The organism is Kribbella sp. NPDC051952 (assembly GCF_040680855.1).
Classification (GTDB): Bacteria; Actinomycetota; Actinomycetes; order Propionibacteriales; family Kribbellaceae; genus Kribbella.
The window spans coordinates 758,774-775,019 of sequence record NZ_JBFAXQ010000001.1 but is presented as its reverse complement, the minus strand read 5'-3'; the positions used below and the strand labels follow the sequence as shown (position 1 = coordinate 775,019).

The 16,246-nt window shown below is 67.5% G+C and carries 21 protein-coding genes; 11 read left to right on the top strand and 10 right to left on the bottom strand.

Translation table 11 applies throughout. The features are described 5' to 3' along the window. Complete coding sequence (locus tag AB0L70_RS03810) at window positions 1-141, top strand: hypothetical protein (protein ID WP_363679595.1); 141 nt, start codon at window positions 1-3, stop codon at window positions 139-141. Here AB0L70_RS03810 and AB0L70_RS03805 read toward each other — a convergent pair. Together AB0L70_RS03805 and AB0L70_RS03800 are read right to left on the bottom strand one after the other, a co-directional pair. Further along, the gene (locus tag AB0L70_RS03805) at window positions 138-974 is read right to left on the bottom strand and encodes a class I SAM-dependent methyltransferase (protein ID WP_363679593.1); all 837 of its coding nucleotides are present in this window, start codon (window positions 972-974) and stop codon (window positions 138-140) included. The genes AB0L70_RS03810 and AB0L70_RS03805 overlap by 4 nt on opposite strands. A gap of 91 nt (window positions 975-1,065) precedes the next feature. Further along, a complete protein-coding gene (locus AB0L70_RS03800; RefSeq protein WP_363679591.1) occupies window positions 1,066-1,326 on the bottom strand; it encodes a hypothetical protein in 261 nt (86 codons plus the stop codon). Window positions 1,327-1,408: 82 nt separating this feature from the next. Between AB0L70_RS03800 and AB0L70_RS03795 the strand changes: the two genes are divergently transcribed. From AB0L70_RS03795 to AB0L70_RS03775, 5 genes are all read left to right on the top strand, one after another. Next, on the top strand, window positions 1,409-2,362 hold the full coding sequence (locus tag AB0L70_RS03795) for a helix-turn-helix domain-containing protein (protein ID WP_363679589.1): 954 nt from the start codon (window positions 1,409-1,411) through the stop codon (window positions 2,360-2,362). Next, window positions 2,362-2,787 (top strand): GNAT family N-acetyltransferase, encoded by a 426-nt coding sequence (locus AB0L70_RS03790; protein WP_363679587.1) that lies wholly within the window; start codon window positions 2,362-2,364, stop codon window positions 2,785-2,787. Before AB0L70_RS03795 ends, AB0L70_RS03790 begins: the two co-directional genes overlap by 1 nt. A gap of 58 nt (window positions 2,788-2,845) precedes the next feature. Continuing rightward, window positions 2,846-3,541, top strand: a complete 696-nt coding sequence (locus tag AB0L70_RS03785; protein ID WP_363679585.1) for a PadR family transcriptional regulator — start codon at window positions 2,846-2,848, stop codon at window positions 3,539-3,541. Window positions 3,542-3,688: 147 nt separating this feature from the next. Continuing rightward, window positions 3,689-4,669, top strand: a complete 981-nt coding sequence (locus AB0L70_RS03780; protein ID WP_363679584.1) for an ATP-binding cassette domain-containing protein — start codon at window positions 3,689-3,691, stop codon at window positions 4,667-4,669. Beyond that, window positions 4,669-5,448 (top strand): ABC transporter permease, encoded by a 780-nt coding sequence (locus tag AB0L70_RS03775; RefSeq protein ID WP_363679583.1) that lies wholly within the window; start codon window positions 4,669-4,671, stop codon window positions 5,446-5,448. Before AB0L70_RS03780 ends, AB0L70_RS03775 begins: the two co-directional genes overlap by 1 nt. Window positions 5,449-5,561: 113 nt before the next feature. On the opposite strand, the gene AB0L70_RS03770 is transcribed toward AB0L70_RS03775, so the two are convergent. Both AB0L70_RS03770 and AB0L70_RS03765 read right to left on the bottom strand, forming a co-directional pair. Further along, window positions 5,562-6,635: an adenosine deaminase gene (locus tag AB0L70_RS03770; protein ID WP_363679582.1), complete on the bottom strand. Its 1,074-nt coding sequence runs from the start codon at window positions 6,633-6,635 to the stop codon at window positions 5,562-5,564. Between the two features lie 40 nt (window positions 6,636-6,675). Next, window positions 6,676-7,149, bottom strand: coding sequence for a nitroreductase family deazaflavin-dependent oxidoreductase (locus AB0L70_RS03765; protein WP_363679581.1), 474 nt, complete (start codon window positions 7,147-7,149; stop codon window positions 6,676-6,678). 111 nt (window positions 7,150-7,260) lie between these two features. Here AB0L70_RS03765 and AB0L70_RS03760 point away from each other — a divergent pair, with 111 nt between their 5' ends. Further along, window positions 7,261-7,992, top strand: a complete 732-nt coding sequence (locus tag AB0L70_RS03760) for a TetR/AcrR family transcriptional regulator (RefSeq protein ID WP_363679580.1) — start codon at window positions 7,261-7,263, stop codon at window positions 7,990-7,992. On the opposite strand, the gene aat is transcribed toward AB0L70_RS03760, so the two are convergent. Next, window positions 7,985-8,650 carry a leucyl/phenylalanyl-tRNA--protein transferase gene (gene aat, locus AB0L70_RS03755; protein WP_363679579.1) on the bottom strand — a complete coding sequence of 222 codons (666 nt, stop codon included), beginning with the start codon at window positions 8,648-8,650 and terminating at the stop codon, window positions 7,985-7,987. The two genes, AB0L70_RS03760 and aat, sit on opposite strands and share 8 nt — an antisense overlap. Before the next feature lie 135 nt (window positions 8,651-8,785). Between aat and AB0L70_RS03750 the strand changes: the two genes are divergently transcribed. Both AB0L70_RS03750 and AB0L70_RS03745 read left to right on the top strand, forming a co-directional pair. Next, entirely contained in the window at window positions 8,786-9,481 is a 696-nt protein-coding gene (locus tag AB0L70_RS03750; protein ID WP_363679578.1) for an EcsC family protein, read from the top strand. A gap of 7 nt (window positions 9,482-9,488) precedes the next feature. Next, window positions 9,489-9,875 carry a VOC family protein gene (locus AB0L70_RS03745; RefSeq protein WP_363679577.1) on the top strand — a complete coding sequence of 129 codons (387 nt, stop codon included), beginning with the start codon at window positions 9,489-9,491 and terminating at the stop codon, window positions 9,873-9,875. On the opposite strand, the gene AB0L70_RS03740 is transcribed toward AB0L70_RS03745, so the two are convergent. Next, complete coding sequence (locus AB0L70_RS03740; protein WP_363679576.1) at window positions 9,867-10,706, bottom strand: helix-turn-helix transcriptional regulator; 840 nt, start codon at window positions 10,704-10,706, stop codon at window positions 9,867-9,869. The genes AB0L70_RS03745 and AB0L70_RS03740 overlap by 9 nt on opposite strands. Window positions 10,707-10,821: 115 nt before the next feature. After that, the gene (locus AB0L70_RS03735) at window positions 10,822-11,748 is read right to left on the bottom strand and encodes a hydroxymethylglutaryl-CoA lyase (RefSeq protein WP_363679575.1); all 927 of its coding nucleotides are present in this window, start codon (window positions 11,746-11,748) and stop codon (window positions 10,822-10,824) included. 56 nt (window positions 11,749-11,804) lie between these two features. Here AB0L70_RS03735 and AB0L70_RS03730 point away from each other — a divergent pair, with 56 nt between their 5' ends. Beyond that, window positions 11,805-12,458, top strand: a complete 654-nt coding sequence (locus AB0L70_RS03730; RefSeq protein WP_363679573.1) for a GNAT family N-acetyltransferase — start codon at window positions 11,805-11,807, stop codon at window positions 12,456-12,458. Window positions 12,459-12,557: 99 nt separating this feature from the next. Here the strand turns inward: AB0L70_RS03730 and AB0L70_RS03725 are convergent, their stop codons facing one another. Genes AB0L70_RS03725 through AB0L70_RS03715 form a run of 3 tightly spaced genes read right to left on the bottom strand, consistent with a single transcriptional unit; the run spans window position 12,558 to window position 15,433 of the window. Beyond that, on the bottom strand, window positions 12,558-13,349 hold the full coding sequence (locus tag AB0L70_RS03725; RefSeq protein ID WP_363679571.1) for a metallophosphoesterase family protein: 792 nt from the start codon (window positions 13,347-13,349) through the stop codon (window positions 12,558-12,560). A 33-nt stretch (window positions 13,350-13,382) separates the two neighbouring features. Next, window positions 13,383-14,624 carry a type IV secretion system protein gene (locus AB0L70_RS03720; RefSeq protein ID WP_363679569.1) on the bottom strand — a complete coding sequence of 414 codons (1,242 nt, stop codon included), beginning with the start codon at window positions 14,622-14,624 and terminating at the stop codon, window positions 13,383-13,385. Window positions 14,625-14,668: 44 nt separating this feature from the next. Then, window positions 14,669-15,433: a hypothetical protein gene (locus tag AB0L70_RS03715; RefSeq protein ID WP_363679567.1), complete on the bottom strand. Its 765-nt coding sequence runs from the start codon at window positions 15,431-15,433 to the stop codon at window positions 14,669-14,671. Window positions 15,434-15,662: 229 nt separating this feature from the next. Between AB0L70_RS03715 and AB0L70_RS03710 the strand changes: the two genes are divergently transcribed. Continuing rightward, window positions 15,663-16,214 carry a MarR family transcriptional regulator gene (locus AB0L70_RS03710; RefSeq protein ID WP_363679565.1) on the top strand — a complete coding sequence of 184 codons (552 nt, stop codon included), beginning with the start codon at window positions 15,663-15,665 and terminating at the stop codon, window positions 16,212-16,214. Window positions 16,215-16,246 lie beyond the last annotated feature (32 nt).

The window sequence follows — 16,246 nt, the reverse complement described above, 5'->3', positions numbered from 1 at the left end:
ATGGGATTCGTTAAGACGTTGGTGAAGGGTGCCGTCGTCGCCAAGTTGGTGCAGGTCGCGCAGCGTGAGCTGAGCAAGCCGGAGAACCAGCAGAAGATCAAGCAGGCGTTCCAGAAGGTGCAGCAGAAGCGCGCGCACTAACCGTTCTTGTGGGCCTGCAGGGTGTAGGTGGCCGGCAGGCGTTGCGGGTTGTCGGTGAGACGCCACTCACCGACAGCATCCGCGGTCATCAGACCGGGGAGGGCGTTCCAGGGCGCGCTGTCGTGTTCGGCGAGTGAGTCGAACGTCAGACCCGCGTTCTGTACGGCGGTGATGATCTCGGCCAGGCCGTGGTTCCACTCGTGGGTGACGGTGGTGGTGAACTCGACGTCGGTCTCGACGTACGTCCCGCCCTCGTCCCACACGGTCGCTTCCTCGGTCTCGAAGTACGAGTACCGCACCTCCGGGTACTCCGGTCCGGGCTCGAGCGCCCACAGCATCGGATGGCCCTCCCGGATGAAGAGCCGCCCACCCGGCTTGAGCAATCCCGCGACGGTCTGCGCCCACCGCCGGATGTCCGGCAGCCACCCGATCGCGCCGATCCCCGTGTAGACCAGGTCGTACGACGAAGCGCCCAGCACCTCGACCGCGTCGTACACATCCGCCACGTGGAAGTCGATCTCCAGCCCGAGCCGGTCCGCGAACGCCTGCGCCTGCTCGACCGCCGGCTGCGAGAAGTCCAGCGCACTCATCCGGGCCCCGAGCCGTGCGAGTGACACCGTGTCGGTGCCGATGTGGCACTGCAGGTGCACTCCCCGTAGCCCGGCGATGTCGCCCAGTCGCGGCACATCGAACCGGACCACTTCACTCAGGTACGACGGGTCCTGTTCGAAGGACGCCACGTGGTAGCTCGGCGAGGCCACATGAGCCGGCACCCGTTCGTCCCAGTTGGCCCGATTCACATCCCGGTAGTCGGTCACGCCGAACTGTCGCATACCGATCCCGCCGGGCGCCTGCCCTTTTTCAACAGCACCTCTTCAACAGCAAAGGCCTCCGGAATCCCGGAGGCCTTCGGCTATGTGGTGCTCAGGCCGCGTGGCGGCCGTGGAGGCGTGCCTGCCGGATCGTGTGAACGGTCGCGGTGGTGGCGACGGGCTTGTGGTTGAAGGGCTCGGCTGCTGCCCCGAGGGCGAGCAGGTCGAGCTTGGTCCGGGCCAGGTCACGGTCGTCAGCGACCCAAGCGCCCTCCGGACCGGCGGTGAGACCGGTGGAGTGGCGACGGTTGCTGATCTCCAGAGCCGCGATCACGGCCAGCGCGAGTACTACGAGAATGATGTATCCGGTCATGGCAGTAATCATGCTACCAACCAGATCCCGCCACCATTGGCACTATTGACATCCTTGCACAAATTACTGCCATACTGGCTGGATGCTGCAGAAGATCGCGGTTGTCCTGATGGAGGACGTCGCTGTATTCGAGTTCGGGGTCCTGTCGGAGGTGTTCGGAATCGACCGGACCGACGACGGTGTGCCCTCGTTCGACTTCAAAGTGTGCTCGACCCGCCCGGGCGAACCCCTGCGGACGAGCAGTCACTCCTTCGTCGTCGCGCCGTACGGGCTGGAGGAGCTCGAGGACGCCGACCTGATCGGCATCCCGGCGACCACCTGGCGGGACGAGTACGACGAACGCATCCTGGACGCGCTCCGCCGGGCCGAGGCCCGCGGCGCGATCCTGCTCACGGTGTGTTCCGGGGCGTTCGTCCTCGGCGCCGCCGGACTGCTCGACGGGCGGTGCTGCACGACGCACTGGCGCTACGTGAAGCAGTTCAACGAGCAGTTCCCGACGGCGCGGCTGGATGCGGACGTGCTGTTCGTCGACGACGGCAACATCATCACCAGCGCCGGCACCGCGGCCGGGATCGACGCCGCCCTCCACCTGGTCCGCCGCGAGCTCGGCAGCGCGGTCGCGACCCGGATCGCCCGCCGGATGGTCGTCCCACCGCAGCGCGACGGCGGACAACGCCAGTACGTCGAAGTCCCCGTGCCGGAGTCGTCCAGCGAGAGCCTGCAGCCGGTGCTGGACTGGATGGTCGACAACCTGGTCATCGAGCACACCGTGCCCGCACTGGCCCGGCGCGCGCAGATGTCCGAGCGCACCTTCGCCCGGCGGTTCGTCGCCGAGACCGGCACGACCCCGCTGAAGTGGGTCACCACGCAACGCGTCCTGCGCGCCCGCACCCTGCTGGAGCAGACCCGGATGGGGATCGAACAGATCGCCTCCGAGTCAGGATTCGGGACGGCGGCGTTGCTGCGGCATCACTTCCGTAGGGTGGTGGGCGTGCCACCACAGGACTATCGCCGTACGTTCCAGACCGCCAGCTAATGGTTGCCTACCGCAACGCCGTCGCTGCCGATGCCGACGACGTGATGTCGTTCTGGTCAACCGCAGCTGAGGATTCGCACCGTCCGCCGGACTCGTCCGACGCCGTACTGCGGCTGATCGAACGTGATCCCGAGGCGCTGATCCTTGCCGTCGACAATGACGTGGTGGTCGGCTCGATCATCGTCGGCTGGGACGGCTGGCGCTGCCATCTCTACCGGCTCGCGGTCGCGCCGACCCACCGCCGCCAGGGCATCGGCCGGCGACTCGTCGAGCTCGCCGAGGACCGATTCGCGTCGTACGGCGGGACCCGCGCGGACGCGATGGTCCTCGACGACAACTCCCAGGCGCACGCCGTCTGGTCCACTGCCGGGTACGCGCCTCAGCCCGAATGGTCGCGCTGGGTCAAGCCGCTCTCGAATACTTGACACCGGATACCCACCTGCTAATACTCGATCTCGAATACTTGAGATCGAAGAGACCGCCATGGCGAAGCGGAAGGTCGCGAACCCGCTCGCGTTCGCGGTGCTCGGGAGCCTGGGCGAGCGGCCGATGCACCCGTACGAGATCTCCACGGTGCTCCGGGCCCGCGGCAAGGACCAGAGCATCAAGCTGAACTACGGCTCGCTCTACTCGGTCGTCGCCGCGCTGCAGAAGCACGGGTTCGTCGAGGAGCTGGAGACGATCCGGGAGGGCAACCGCCCGGAGCGGACCGTCTACCAGATCACCCCGGCCGGCCAGGAGGAGTACGCCGACTGGCTGTCCGAGCTGCTCGGTACGCCGTCACGCGAATTCCACCCGCTCGAGGCGGGCCTCGCGTACCTCCCCGGACTGCCGCCCGACCGCGTCGTCGAGCTGCTGGAGCACCGCCTCGAGGCGGTCGACACGGAGATCGAGCAGATCACCGCGGCACACGAACACATGGCGTCGATGGAGTTCCCGCGACTCTTCTGGGTCGAGTCGGAGTTCCGGCTCGCACTGCTCCAGGCCGAATCGGCCTACGTCCATCAACTGATCGAGGAGATCCGCAACGACACCCTCAGCGGGTCCACGTTCTGGCGGCAGGCCTGGAAGCTCTTCCAGGAGCAGGGCATCACCCCGGCCGAGCAGCTCAAGGACCCGGTCAAGTACTTCGGGACGGACTTCGCCTGGATGAAGGCGGTCCCACCGGAAGCCCAGTAAGAGATACGGCCCTCGACCCACGGTGCGGCAACACCAGGGTCAAGGGCCGCGGTTCCTCGAGTCGGTCCGAAGACCTGGCACCCAAGGCGCATTCATCAGGATAGCCAGCCCGGACCGGCTCCCCACCACACAAGGGAGTCACCACTCATGACTACGCCTGCCCTCGAGGCGGTCGACCTGGTCAAGACGTACCCGGCCGGCCGCAAGAAACCACCCCTGCGCGCACTCGACGAACTCACGTTCACCGTCCCGGAGGGCGTCGTACTCGGCCTGCTCGGGCCGAACGGCGCCGGCAAGTCCACCACCGTCAAGATCCTCACCACCCTGTCCCGAGCGGACTCCGGTACGGCGCGAGTCGCCGGGTACGACGTGATTCGTTCGCAGGACCTGGTCCGGCGCTCGATCGGCTACGTCCCGCAGAAGTCCAGCTCGGACCCGATGGCGACCGGGGTCGAGAACCTCGTACTCAGCGGCCGGATCTACGGCCTGTCCCGGTCAGCGGCCCTTCGGCGCGCGGCCGAGCTGCTGGAGCGATTCGACTTGACCGAGGCCGGTGGTCGCGCGGTCAAGACGTACTCCGGCGGCATGCAGCGCAAGCTCGACGTCGCGCTCGGACTGGTCCACCGGCCGCGGGTTCTGTTCCTCGACGAGCCGACTACCGGCCTCGATCCGGAGGCGCGCGCCGACCTGTGGAACGAGGTCGGCCGGCTGTCGGGAGACGAAGGCCTGACCGTGTTGCTCACCACGCACTACCTGGAAGAGGCGGACCGGCTGGCCGACCAGCTCGCGATCGTCGACCACGGCAAGATCGTTGCCGAGGGCACTCCGGAGGCCTTGAAAGCGGAGCTGCGCGGGGACTCGGTGCAGGTCGAGCTGGTCGATCCGGATCTGGACGGCAGTGTTCGCGCGCTGCTGCGCGGGCTGTCCGGGGTTGGCGAGATTGTTGTCGAGGGCAATGTTCTTCGAGCGCGCGTCGACCAGGGCGCGACGGCGGTTCCCGCTGTACTGGGAGCCCTTGAGGACAAGGCGATTCCGGTGGTTGCGGTGACGGTGTCGCGGCCTTCGCTGGACGACGTCTATCTTCAGCACACCGGTCGGTCGTTCCGAGTGGCGGAGGAGGCGGCCTGATGTCTGTTGCCTTTGTGGAACACACTCGCTTCATCACGGGTCGTTGGCTGCGGGCGTCGTACCGGCAGCCGGCGTTGATCGCGTTCACGTTGATCCAGCCGGCGATCTGGTTGCTGCTGTTCGGCCAGCTCTTCAAGGGGGTGGTGAACATCCCCGGGTTCAGCAACTCGTCGTACATCGCGTTCCTGACGCCGGGCATCGTGATGATGACCGCGTTGATGACGAGCGGCTGGAACGGTACGACGTTCATCGCCGACATGGAGCGGGGCGTGATGGACCGGCTGCTGGCGTCGCCGGTCAGCCGGGGCGGGCTGATGGCGGGGCAGCTGGTGAGCAACGCGACGACCACGCTGATCCAGACCATCCTGGTGTTCGCGATCGGTCTGGCGGCCGGCGCGCGGTACCACGGTGGTGCGGGTGGCTACCTGGTGACGATCGGGGCGTCGATACTGGTCGGGATCGCGTTCGGGTCGCTGTCCAACGCGGTCGCGCTGCTGACCCGGCAGCAGGAGGCGCTGATCGGGATCTCGCAGTTCGTCTCGCTGCCGCTGACGTTCATGTCGTCGATCATGATCGACCCTGCCGTCGCGCCGCATTGGGTGAACGTCGCGGCCCGCTTCAACCCGGTCGACTGGGCCGCGATTGCCGCCCGCCAGGCCCTGGCCGCCGATCCAGACTGGTCATCGGTCCTCCGCCACAGCGGTTACCTACTGGCCTTCACCCTGATCGTCGGCTGGCTCTCCACCCGGGCCTTCCGCACCTACCAACGCTCGGTTTGATGTGGGACCGGACCTGCGCCACTCACCAACCTCCGACTCCGGCAGTTCCCATGCCTCGGCCGAGCGTGGACGGCCGCGATGGAGCACGGTTGGTGAGTGGTGCAGGTCCGCACCTACTTGGCGAGGGCTTCGGTGTACCAGGGCTTAATTACTCCGTCGATCAACGCCAGACGTTCGTCGAAGGGGATGAAGGCGGACTTCATCGCGTTGATGGCGAACCAGCGGAAGTCGGCCAGCCCGTAGTCGAAGGCCTCGGCGAGGAGGGCCAGTTCGCGGCTCATCGACGTACCGCTCATCAACCGGTTGTCGGTGTTGACCGTGACCCGGAAGCGCAGCCTGGTCAGCAGACCGATCGGGTGGTTCGCGATCGAGTCGGCCGCGCCGGTCTGCAGGTTGGAGCTCGGGCACATCTCCAATGGGATCCGCCGGTCGCGCACGTACGCCGCCAGCCGTCCGAGCTCGGCCTTCTCACCGGCGTCGTCGTACGTGATGTCGTCGATGATGCGTACGCCGTGACCCAGCCGGTCGGCGCCGCACCACTGGATTGCCTGCCAGATCGACGGCAGGCCGAACGCCTCACCTGCGTGGATGGTGAAGTGCGCGTTCTCGCGCTGCAGGTACTCGAACGCGTCCAGGTGCCGGGTGGGCGGGTAACCCGCCTCCGCGCCGGCGATGTCGAACCCGACCACGCCCGCGTCCCGGTACGCGACCGCCAGCTCCGCGATCTCCATCGACCGCGCCTTGTGCCGCATCGCGGTCAGCAGTTGCCGCGCGACGATCGGCCGCTCCGCGACCGCCATCCCGTGCTCGAACCCCTCGCGGACCGCATCCACCACCTGCTCGAGCGAGAGCCCGGCGGTCAGGTGCTGCTCGGGTGCGTACCGGACCTCGGCGTACACGACTCCGTCCGCCGCCAGATCCTGCACGCACTCACTGGCCACCCGCTTGATCGCCTCGGCGTTCTGCATCACCGCGACGGTGTGATCGAACGTCTCCAGATACCGCTCCAGCGACCCCGAATCCGCCGACTCGACGAACCACGCCCCCAGCTCCACCGCATCCGCCCGAGGCAACGCATGCCCGATCTCCCGCGCCAACTCCACCACAGTCCCCGGCCGCAACCCACCATCCAAGTGGTCATGCAAAAGAACCTTCGGCGCCGCCTTGAGCTGCTCGGGACTAATCATCCCGCCATAATCGCAGCCGCCCCCCAAATCTGCCGCGCACTCAGGCGGTGTGGATTTTGAAGACGGGGACGCCGGGGGCTATGTGGTGGAGGGTTTCGTCGGGGGAGTTCTTGGTGACGTCGCCGCTGAAGAAGGTGCCGACTTCCCAGGCCCACTTCTTCAGGTAGAGGCGGAGGACGGGGGTCTTCTCGGCGTCGGGGAGTTCCTCGGCGCGGAAGGTCTCGACCTTGCGGCCGATCTGGAGGCGGGCCTCGTTGGTGGCGCGCAGGTTCTTGACCCACTGGGTGTGGCCGCGCGGGGCGACCAGGTAGCGCTGGCCGTCGAGGATCAGGAGGTTGACCGGCGTGCTCCGCCACTCACCACTCTTGCGGCCGCGGACCGACAGCACCCGGCTGCCCATCAGGCTCAGACCGGCCTTGGTCAGCGCTGCGACGATCCGGTTGAAGACCCGCATGCTTCCCTCGGCGGCGGTGACCACGCGCTTGCTGTCGTAGGTCTGCTTGTACTCCGGCATCGTCGTGCCCTTCTGCTTTGCGAGAGCGGTGCTCTCTGTTGTGATCAGTGAACACGAGAGCACCAATCCTTGTCAAGAGCACTGCTCTCGGTTTTGTGGCACACTGAGGTCATGAACGCTGGACGCACCGCACGAGAGAGAGCCCGGGCCGAGCTGAGCGACGAGATCAAGTCGGTCGCCCGGCGGCAACTCGCGACCGTCGGCGCCGAGGGGTTGTCACTGCGCGCGGTGTCCCGCGAGCTCGGCATGGTGTCGTCGGCGCTCTACCGCTACTTCCCGAGCCGCGACGATCTGCTGACGGTGCTCATCATCGACGCGTACGACGCTCTCGGCGAAGCGGCCGAATCAGCCGCCGAGAAGTCGGGGGCGTCGTTCGCGGTCGGTAAGGGCGAGGCGGCAGGAGCATGGGATCCGCTGCAGACCTGGGTTGCCGTATTCAGCGCCGTACGGGCCTGGGCGCGGGCGAATCCACAGGAGTACGCCCTGATCTACGGGTCGCCCGTGCTGGGCTACCAGGCGCCACAGACCACGGTCCAGCCGGCCATCCGGGTGCCGTTGCTGATGGTCGCGCTGCTCCAGCAGGCCCACACCGAGGGCCGGTTGGCGGCACTCGAGGACGCTCCCGAGCCGACCGGCGTACTGGCTGAGCAGGTCGCCGTACTGGTCGCGCTCGCGCCCGGCCTGCCGCCGCGACTGCTGCTGCGGATGATGATCGTGTGGACGCAGTTGTTCGGGATGATCAGCTTCGAGTTGTTCGGTCAGCTGGTCGGATCGATGGATCCGGCGGACGAGTTCTTCGACTCCGCGACCCGACAGATGGCGGCCTTCGTCGGGCTCAGCTGAAGGCCTTCGGCAGCGGTACGTCGACCGCCCGGGTGACTCGCCGTACGTAGGTTTCGCGCGGGATCGCGATCGCGCCGAGGGTGGCCAGGTGATCGGTGACCCACTGGATGTCAAGGACGCGGTCGGCGGCGTACTCGTCGTCCAGCAGCTCGATCAGCCCTGCCACGGCCGCCTTCGAGCCGTCGGTCTTGTGGTGGAACATCGACTCACCGGCGAACAGCCCGCCGATCGCGACGCCGTACAGGCCACCAGCGAGTTCGTCGCCGTCCCAGGCCTCGACCGAGTGGACCCAACCGAGCCGATGGAGTTCGGAGTACGACGCGATGATGCCCGGGTCGATCCACGATCCGGGCCGGCGAGGGTCGGCACATGCCCGGATGACTTGGTCGAACGCCGTGTTCACCCGGATCTCGAACTTGCTCCGGGCCCGCCGCATCGTCCGCGTCGGCCGGTAGCCGGCCACCTCGATCACCCCGCGGTCCACCGGCGACCACCACAGCACGGAGCCCCGGTGGTCCGGCATCGGGAAAAGACCCCGCCGGTACGCCGCCAGCACGGTCCCAGGCGCCAGATCCGCACCACCCGCGACGACGTCGCTGGCACCGGCGACTCCGACCGGCGGAAACTCCCACACAGAAGCAGCAGGCTCGACAGGCACACCCCCATCCTGGCCCACGCCCGCCCGGTACCTAGGGGACACCCGGGGTTTCTCCCGAGTGGCGGGGTACCGGGAGCCACGTAGAGTTGAAGCACGCCCGGGCTCAACGCGTGGGGACGGGCGGGAAGGAGCACCGTGGCCGGAGTAGCCAGGTTCGTCGCCAGCAGTCTCGCGCCTGCGGCCCAGCGGTTCGCACCGCAGGCCGCGGCGGGTGTGCTGCGGCAGATTCTCGAAGTCGCGATCGACGGATACCAGCGATTCCCCGGGGCGGAGCGGATCGCGGAAAGCAAGCTGAGCAAGGTCGGCGGCGACGTGGACCTCGCGATCGAGGCTGTGATCGACCAGCACATCCGGCTGGCCGGCGTTCAGGGGTTCGCCACCGGGCTCGGCGGCCTCGTCACCCTTCCCGTCTCGCTACCCGCGAATCTGACCGGTATCGCGATCGTCCAGGCCCGGATGGTCGCGGCGATCGCGCATCTGCGCGGTTACGACCTCGATGACCCACGCGTCCGTACCGCGGTGATCACTTGCCTTCTCGGCGAGGAAGGCGTCGCTGACCGGCTGAAGAAGTCGAGTCTGGTGTCGTCGCCGCTCGCGATCGCGACCGCGCCGGTGTTCGACCCGGAGCTGGATCGCCAGGTGTCCGGTGAGGTGGTCGGCGAACTGCTGGCCCGGATCAGCGGGAAGAAGATGGCTCTCACGGTGACTCGGCGGATCCCGTTGCTCGGGGGCGCGGTCGGGGCGACTGTTGACGGATGGTCGACGTACCGGGTGGGTCAGTTCGCCGACAAGAGCTTGGTACGCCGGATCCGGCGTCCGATCGAGCCCTGACGCCGGCGTGGTAGCGCCGTTCTGGGGACCGACGCTGGACTGTCCGGAGCCGTTGGAGCTGGCCGAGTTCTATCAACGGGTCGCGGGTGGCGAGTTGGCGGTTGTCCACGAGATGTTCGTGGAGTTGCGGTTCGAGACGTTCAGCCTCGGGTTCCAGCGGGATCTGAACTATCGGGCGCCGACGTGGCCGGATCCGCGCGTACCGCAGCAGTGCCATCTGGACTTCATGGCGGCGGATCTGGACGCCGAGGAGGCTCGCGTACTCGCGGCCGGCGCGACGCTGACCGCCGTACAGCCTGAGCCTTCCGTGTTCCGGGTGTTTCTGGACCCGGCCGGGCATCCGTTCTGTCTGACTACGTGGCGTACGGCGAGCGGTCCGGCCGAGTCACGCTGACACTTCGGCCGGCTGGCGGCGGGTCAGCGGGAGGCGATTGCGCGTCTCCTCGTCGGCGGGGGTCTCGACGAACATGACCAGGTCCGGATGGGCCGGGACGGCGAACTCGGTGACGGTGAAGTGCAGCTCGCCGGCGACCGGGTGAACGAGGTTTCGCGGTCGCGGGGTGCAGGCGGCGACCTCGTGCCGTGACCACAGCTGGGCGAACTCGGGGCTGACCGCCAGCAGTCGCTCCAGGTCCGTCTCCCAGTCGGGGTCGCCGACGTGTTCGCCGTACGCCGATCGCAGTCTGCCGACGAGATATGGGACCTCGGTGTCGTAGTTGAGCAGCTGCTGGCGTGCGGTCGGCTCGGTGATGATGCACCAGAGCAGGTTCTTGTGGATGCAGGACAGTTGATGCCAGTCGTGGAAGAGATCCGCGAACGCTGCATTCGTCCGGACGATGTCGAGCCGGGTGTTCGTGATCAGCGCGGGCAGTGGGTCGAGGGCGTCCAGGATCTCGGCGAAGACGGCCTCGCTCGCACACTCGGACGCTCTCGGCGGCCGGACCGGAGTGGCTTCGGCCAGGCGGTAGAGGTGCTCACGCTCGACCGAGCTGAGCCGCAGCGTCGCGGCGACCGCGTCGAGCACCTGCACGCTCGCGTTGATGGGCCGCCCTTGCTCCAACCACGTGTACCAAGTCACGCCGACGCCGGCGAGCTGGGCCAACTCCTCCCGCCGCAACCCCGGCGTACGCCGCCGCCCACCCGCAGGCAACCCGACGTCCTCAGGCGAAACCCGAGCCCGCCGAGCCTTCAAAAACTCCCCAAGCTCACCCCGGTGAGTACTCACCCATCCATCCTCCCCACCCCCACCGACAGTTTCCAGCCGCCTGTGGATAACTCCAGCCCGGCTCGAGGTCCGTCGATAGACTTGAAGCGGAAAGACAGGGGGCGAGGTGCAGTCATCACCCGGCGAGGGCTTGGACTACTCGGCTGGGGGAGGGTTTGCCTAGCTGGTCGGCCATCCAGGTGCTGGTGGTTACTAGTTTCTGCAGGTTGACGCCGGTTTTGATGCCTAGGCCGTCGAGTTGCCAGAGGAGGTCCTCGGTGGCGAGGTTGCCGGTGGCGCTTTCGGCGTACGGGCAACCGCCCAGGCCGCCCGCCGAGCTGTCGACCGTGGTGACGCCGGCACGCAGGGCGGTGAGGGTGTTGGCGAGCGCCTGGCCGTAGGTGTCGTGGAAATGCACGGCCAGCTTGTCGACACCGACGCCGGCCGCAACGAAAGCCTCGATCAACCCGCTCACCTGACCCGGCGTCGCAACACCGATCGTGTCGCCCAGCGACAGCTCATGACACCCGAGCTCGACCAGACGCGCGCCGACCTTCACCACCTGATCGATCGGTACGTCGCCCTCCCACGGATCGCCGTAACACATCGACACGTACCCGCGGACCGCCAACCCTTCGCCCAACGCCCGCTGGACCGTCGGCGTGAACATCGCGAACTGATCATCGAGCGTCGAGTTCAGGTTCTTCGCCGCGAACGTCTCGGTCGCGCTCGCGAAGATCGCGATCTCCCGCACACCAGCAGCCAGCGCACGATCCAGCCCGCGCTCATTCGGCACCAGCACCGGCGCGCGGAGCCCGTCCGGCAGCTCCAACTGCGCGAGCAGCTCAGCGGCATCAGCCAACTGCGGAACCCACTTCGGATGCACGAAACTCGTCGTCTCGATCGTCGTCAGACCCGCATCCACCAGCCGCCGGATGAACTCGGCCTTCACCGCGACATCGACGATCGCCGACTCGTTCTGCAGCCCGTCGCGCGGCCCGACCTCGTAGATCGTCACCTGCTCGGGCAGTCCGTCGGCCTTCATCAGTTGCGGCTTCCGCATCCCGTTGCCTCCCAGCGTCTGAGCCTGCCCCGGGATCTCCGGGACAATGACTCGTGATGACAACAACCCTGGCTGACATTGTGCGCGGCATCGAAACCGGCGACTTCCCGGCCCCGGATCTCGGCATCACCGTCGTACCGCCGCCCTCGGACCGCGAGTCCTGCGTGATGGCGTTCACCGGCCACATCGTGATCGCCGCGGACGTCGACGCCGCGTGGGTCGCCGACCGCGTTCCACCCGGCGACCTCTCCGCCCCGACGAACCCACCGTTCCTCGCCGCCCTCGAGCAAGCCACCGGCCGCCGCGTCAGCAGCCTCGACGCGATGCTCCTGGCGCCTGCCCTCGCCACCCCGACCGAGCGCGCCGCAGCGACCGCCAACCTGACCGAGCTCACCGACCACGACCACCCGCGCGTCCACCGCGCCCTGCGCTACCGCGACGACGTCCATGTGTACGCCGACAACCACGGCGGCCTCGTCCTCACCGGCCGAGGCGTAGCCGGCCGCCTCGAATGCGCGATCGAAGTCCCCGACACCGTCCAGAACCAAGGCCACGGCCGCCACCTGGCCACCGCGGCCCGAGCCCTCATCCCACCCAACACCCACATCTGGGCCCAAATCACCCCCGGCAACGCAGCCTCCCTCCGAACCTTCCTCGCAGCCGCCTACAAGCCCGTTGGCTCCGAAGCCCTGCTGGTGGCCAAGAGGTGAACGGGGTAAAGACTGTTGCTGGCAGCATCTAATTCACAGGTGTGGACAAAGTTGGGGAAAACTTGCGTAGGGCGGGTTTGAGCCGGATGACCGGCGGCCTCAGCGGGGGCGGCGGTGGTAAGTCGGGGCCTCGCCGGCGTAGTGGTTGCGGCGGTAGATGCCGTGGATGATTTCGGCTTCGTAGCCGTCGAGTTCGGGCATGCCGAGGTTGCGGGCGATCTGTAGTTCGGCGTGTGCGTCGTACGGGACGCGGACGAACTGGATCGAGAACGTGGCCGGGTCCGGGGAGTCCGAGACGCCTTCGAGGATCGTGTAGGAGGGGGTCGGGTCGTCGAGGCTGTTGCCGACGGAGCCGATGTTGAAGAGGGTGCGGCCGAGGTCGACCTCGTAGAACGGGTCGTGGGTGTCCGCGTACCCGACCACAGTCGGGATCGGGCCGGGACCGGTGGCCTCGGTGTTCTCGAACATTCCGACGTACTCCGCCTCGTCGTGGTCGAAGCGGACCCGCCGATGGACGCTCGTCGAGGAGGCGTGGAACAGGCGGATCTGCCGGCCGCTCAGGAGGAAGTCGTGGCAGAACGGGAGGCCGCGGAGCCACGTCCACTGGTCCTCACGCAACTCCTTCTTCCACCAGCGCATGCCGTCGCTTTCGTGCTCGCGATCCGGGTCGGGCAAGAAATCGTCCCAGTTGCCGAGGATGTTCACCTCGCAGACCTCACGGCATCGATCCACCACGGCCTGCCCGCGTGGTCCCTTGCCGACGTAGTCGCCGAGGTTGAAGATCCGCGTGATCCCCCGCCGCTCGATATCGGCCAGCACCGCCTCCAGGGCGGTCAGGTTCCCGTGAACATCCGAGATCAGTGCGATCCGCTCGAGCGACATAGCCGTCATCCTGCCACCCTGTCGCATGCCGCCGACAACCGTTTACCGGCTCCCACTCGGACCCGCCGGTTCAGGAATTCGTTCCTGCGCAGCAGAGGAGCTCGACCTGGCCGGGCGCGACCGTCCACCGCGCGCCATCGGGCCACTCGCGGTCGATGGCGTGATGGAGCCACCGCCGGACTCGCCGGCTGAGTGCGAGGCAGCTCCCGCGAGGCTGCCGGCCGCCTTGCGAGCCGCGGCGAGACCGATGCCGGCGGCACCACCCGCGGCCCCTCCGGCCGCGGCACCGACCGACCTCGCGCCGGACGCACCACCGCCACCACCGGACGACGACCCACCACCCGACCCACCACCGGAGCCGCCAGACCCACCGAAGGCCGAGCGGCCGACGTTGACCGCGCCGGTAGCAAGACCACCGGGGTCGGCCACCGAGCTGCCCATCCCGGCACTCCCACCGGCAACAGCCGAAGTGACCGGTACGGCGAACCGCAGCAGCGCCGGAAGCGCGAAGATGGCGAGCATCAGCATCATGATCCCGGTCAGCGCCTGCACCAGCACGTTGTCCGACGAGAGCATGCCTTGCTCGGTCATCTTGATCGCCGCCGCGTACACGAGCGCCGCCGCCGGCTTGTACGCAATGAACGCCAACGACCAGGCGCAGTACTTCTTGAACCACGCCCGCCCGGGCTCGGTGTTCGTCGCGGCCGCGGCCACCGGGAACGTCCCCGCGAGCAGCACGAGCATCGCCGAGCGGATGAGCAGCAGCACGACCTGGATCAACGACGCCGTCAGCACGGCCAGGGAGATCCCCAACGCCAGGAAGATCGGCCAGTCCTTGGTGAGGTCATCGGCTGTACTGCCCTGCGTGATCAGACCACTGAGTGCGCCCTGTACGTCGCCACCGGACACATCACTCATCACCTTGATCGCGAAGTCGTCCGACCAGCTGGCGAGCAACTGCAGCGTCGCCGTCCCCGCCCCACAGACCATCACGAACAGCATCGTCGCCTTGAGCAACTCCTGGAGCGGTCGGGCGCGTTGCTCCCAGGCCATCCGGATGCCGGCGATCAGGATCGCCAGTGTGAAGACCGCGCCGGACACCGCCAGCACCTTGTCGTGCAGGAAGTCGACCGGCAGGCTGTCTCGCCAGTTCTGACCGTCGCCGGTCGCGAGCGTCGGGCTGTCGATCTTGAGCCAGAACGTCGCTAGCGAGTGCAGACTGTCGAGCGCGGCCCGGTTCGCCTGGGTGCGCAACTGGTCGAGCCCGCTCGCCGTGACGGTCATGACGGCCTGATGGAACTGACAGTCGAATTCGAGCTTTCCGCACATCAGACACCACTCCACTTCACGAAGTCGCTCAGGTCACGGAGCTGGGCGAAGGGTGCACCGACCGCCTCGCCGGCCGGAGGTGGCTGCAGATGCCAGTCGCCGTCGACCCAACTCAGGGCCAGGGTGATGCTCATGTACGCCGACTCCACGGAGAACGCGAGCATCACGGTGGCTCGGTCCCCGCCGGCGTCGGCGACCCGGTAGCCGATGATCTGGGTGCTGCCGGAATCCGCGGACGGCGACTCCTTCGCCAGCTCCTTGATCAGCGCGTCGGTCGCCGGCCCGGGGACCATCAACTTCCGGACCGTGGAGATGCCCTGACTCTGATCACTCAAGGCGGCAATCGCGTTGTAAGCGGCGAAGACGGCGCCGGTCGGGGATTGCGCGAAACAGTGCCGGAAGCCGTCCGGGTCCGTCTTGGCCGGGCCATAGGCAGTTGATCGGGGGACGACGACGCGACGGCTGACCTCCCAGCCATCCGCGGCCGGCGCCTTGTGCGGGATCGCTTGATCACCATCGTGGGGGCCACAGGCCGATGAGCTCGGAGCCGTCGAACCGGCAATGGGTGTTGCCACCGGATCAGCGGTTGCCGCGGTGGTGTGGCGGGCGGCCGGCTGGTCGGCGATCGACGTACTCGCCGGCGCGTCTGATCCCACGCCGCTGATGAGGAGGACCACACCGCACACCAGGATGGCTCCGACCACGACACACGCGGCGATGAAGCTCGGGCCGAACGGTGTCTGGTTGTCTTCGGTGTCGCTCATCGTGCTCCCCGATCTGTTGGCTGAGAACCGCACAGACCAAGGCTGACAAAAATCGGCCGACCGCCGCGGAAGTTATCCACAGGCCCGGTCAGCTGTCCTAGACCAGATCCGCTGTTACCGCTGCGGATCGGAGCAGTTACGCTCAAGATGCTTGCGGTTGCCGGCCGATCTGTAGCCGAAAGGTCACCCCGTGTAGCGAAGTGACCTAGTCAGCTAATAGAGTCCCCGCATGACCATCGCGCCTTCGCTTTGCTCGCCCCTAGCGCTCGCCGATGCAGAACCAACTCGCGCCGCCGAACCCTGGGAAAGCGACGTGATCAGCGCGTACGGCCTGCTGCGTGAAGCAGCGGCCGAACTCGATCATCTGATGCGTCATTCCCTCAAGCGCAGTGGTCTGCAAATGGCAATGTTCGAACTGTTGCTGCGGCTTGCCCGCAGCCACGGGGACAAACAGCGACTCACGTCTCTTGCCCGGGAGCTGACCGTCACGACCGGCGGCATCACCCGGCTGGTGGACCGCGCCGAGAACCTCGGCCTGGTTCGCCGGGAGCCGTGCCCTGACGACGCCCGCGGTTCGTTCGCGGTCCTGACCGAGGAGGGGAAGCGGCGGCTGCGGGAAGCACTGCCGGACCACCTCCTCGAGATCGACAGCCTCTGGATGTCCCAGCTGGCTGACGACCGGGACGTCGTACTCGGCAAGCTCCGCCGGGTCCGGGACAACGCCCGCCGCTGGCCGAACGGCCGGCCGGGACTGGGGCCCATCCCAACCGACCGGATCTGAGCAGCCGGCACCTCACAACTCGATAAGCATTA

Coding starts and splice junctions, on each gene's coding strand:
- AB0L70_RS03765 (WP_363679581.1), bottom strand. CDS start 7,149: ATGCCGGAGTACAAGCAGACCTACGACAGCAAGCGCGTGGTCACCGCC.
- AB0L70_RS03735 (WP_363679575.1), bottom strand. CDS start 11,748: ATGCGGAAGCCGCAACTGATGAAGGCCGACGGACTGCCCGAGCAGGTG.
- AB0L70_RS03780 (WP_363679584.1), top strand. CDS start 3,689: ATGACTACGCCTGCCCTCGAGGCGGTCGACCTGGTCAAGACGTACCCG.
- AB0L70_RS03775 (WP_363679583.1), top strand. CDS start 4,669: ATGTCTGTTGCCTTTGTGGAACACACTCGCTTCATCACGGGTCGTTGG.
- AB0L70_RS03770 (WP_363679582.1), bottom strand. CDS start 6,635: ATGATTAGTCCCGAGCAGCTCAAGGCGGCGCCGAAGGTTCTTTTGCAT.
- AB0L70_RS03720 (WP_363679569.1), bottom strand. CDS start 14,624: ATGACCGTCACGGCGAGCGGGCTCGACCAGTTGCGCACCCAGGCGAAC.
- AB0L70_RS03760 (WP_363679580.1), top strand. CDS start 7,261: ATGAACGCTGGACGCACCGCACGAGAGAGAGCCCGGGCCGAGCTGAGC.
- AB0L70_RS03795 (WP_363679589.1), top strand. CDS start 1,409: ATGCTGCAGAAGATCGCGGTTGTCCTGATGGAGGACGTCGCTGTATTC.
- AB0L70_RS03800 (WP_363679591.1), bottom strand. CDS start 1,326: ATGACCGGATACATCATTCTCGTAGTACTCGCGCTGGCCGTGATCGCG.
- AB0L70_RS03790 (WP_363679587.1), top strand. CDS start 2,362: ATGGTTGCCTACCGCAACGCCGTCGCTGCCGATGCCGACGACGTGATG.
- AB0L70_RS03710 (WP_363679565.1), top strand. CDS start 15,663: ATGACCATCGCGCCTTCGCTTTGCTCGCCCCTAGCGCTCGCCGATGCA.
- AB0L70_RS03785 (WP_363679585.1), top strand. CDS start 2,846: ATGGCGAAGCGGAAGGTCGCGAACCCGCTCGCGTTCGCGGTGCTCGGG.
- AB0L70_RS03810 (WP_363679595.1), top strand. CDS start 1: ATGGGATTCGTTAAGACGTTGGTGAAGGGTGCCGTCGTCGCCAAGTTG.
- AB0L70_RS03715 (WP_363679567.1), bottom strand. CDS start 15,433: ATGAGCGACACCGAAGACAACCAGACACCGTTCGGCCCGAGCTTCATC.
- AB0L70_RS03805 (WP_363679593.1), bottom strand. CDS start 974: ATGCGACAGTTCGGCGTGACCGACTACCGGGATGTGAATCGGGCCAAC.
- AB0L70_RS03725 (WP_363679571.1), bottom strand. CDS start 13,349: ATGACGGCTATGTCGCTCGAGCGGATCGCACTGATCTCGGATGTTCAC.
- AB0L70_RS03730 (WP_363679573.1), top strand. CDS start 11,805: ATGACAACAACCCTGGCTGACATTGTGCGCGGCATCGAAACCGGCGAC.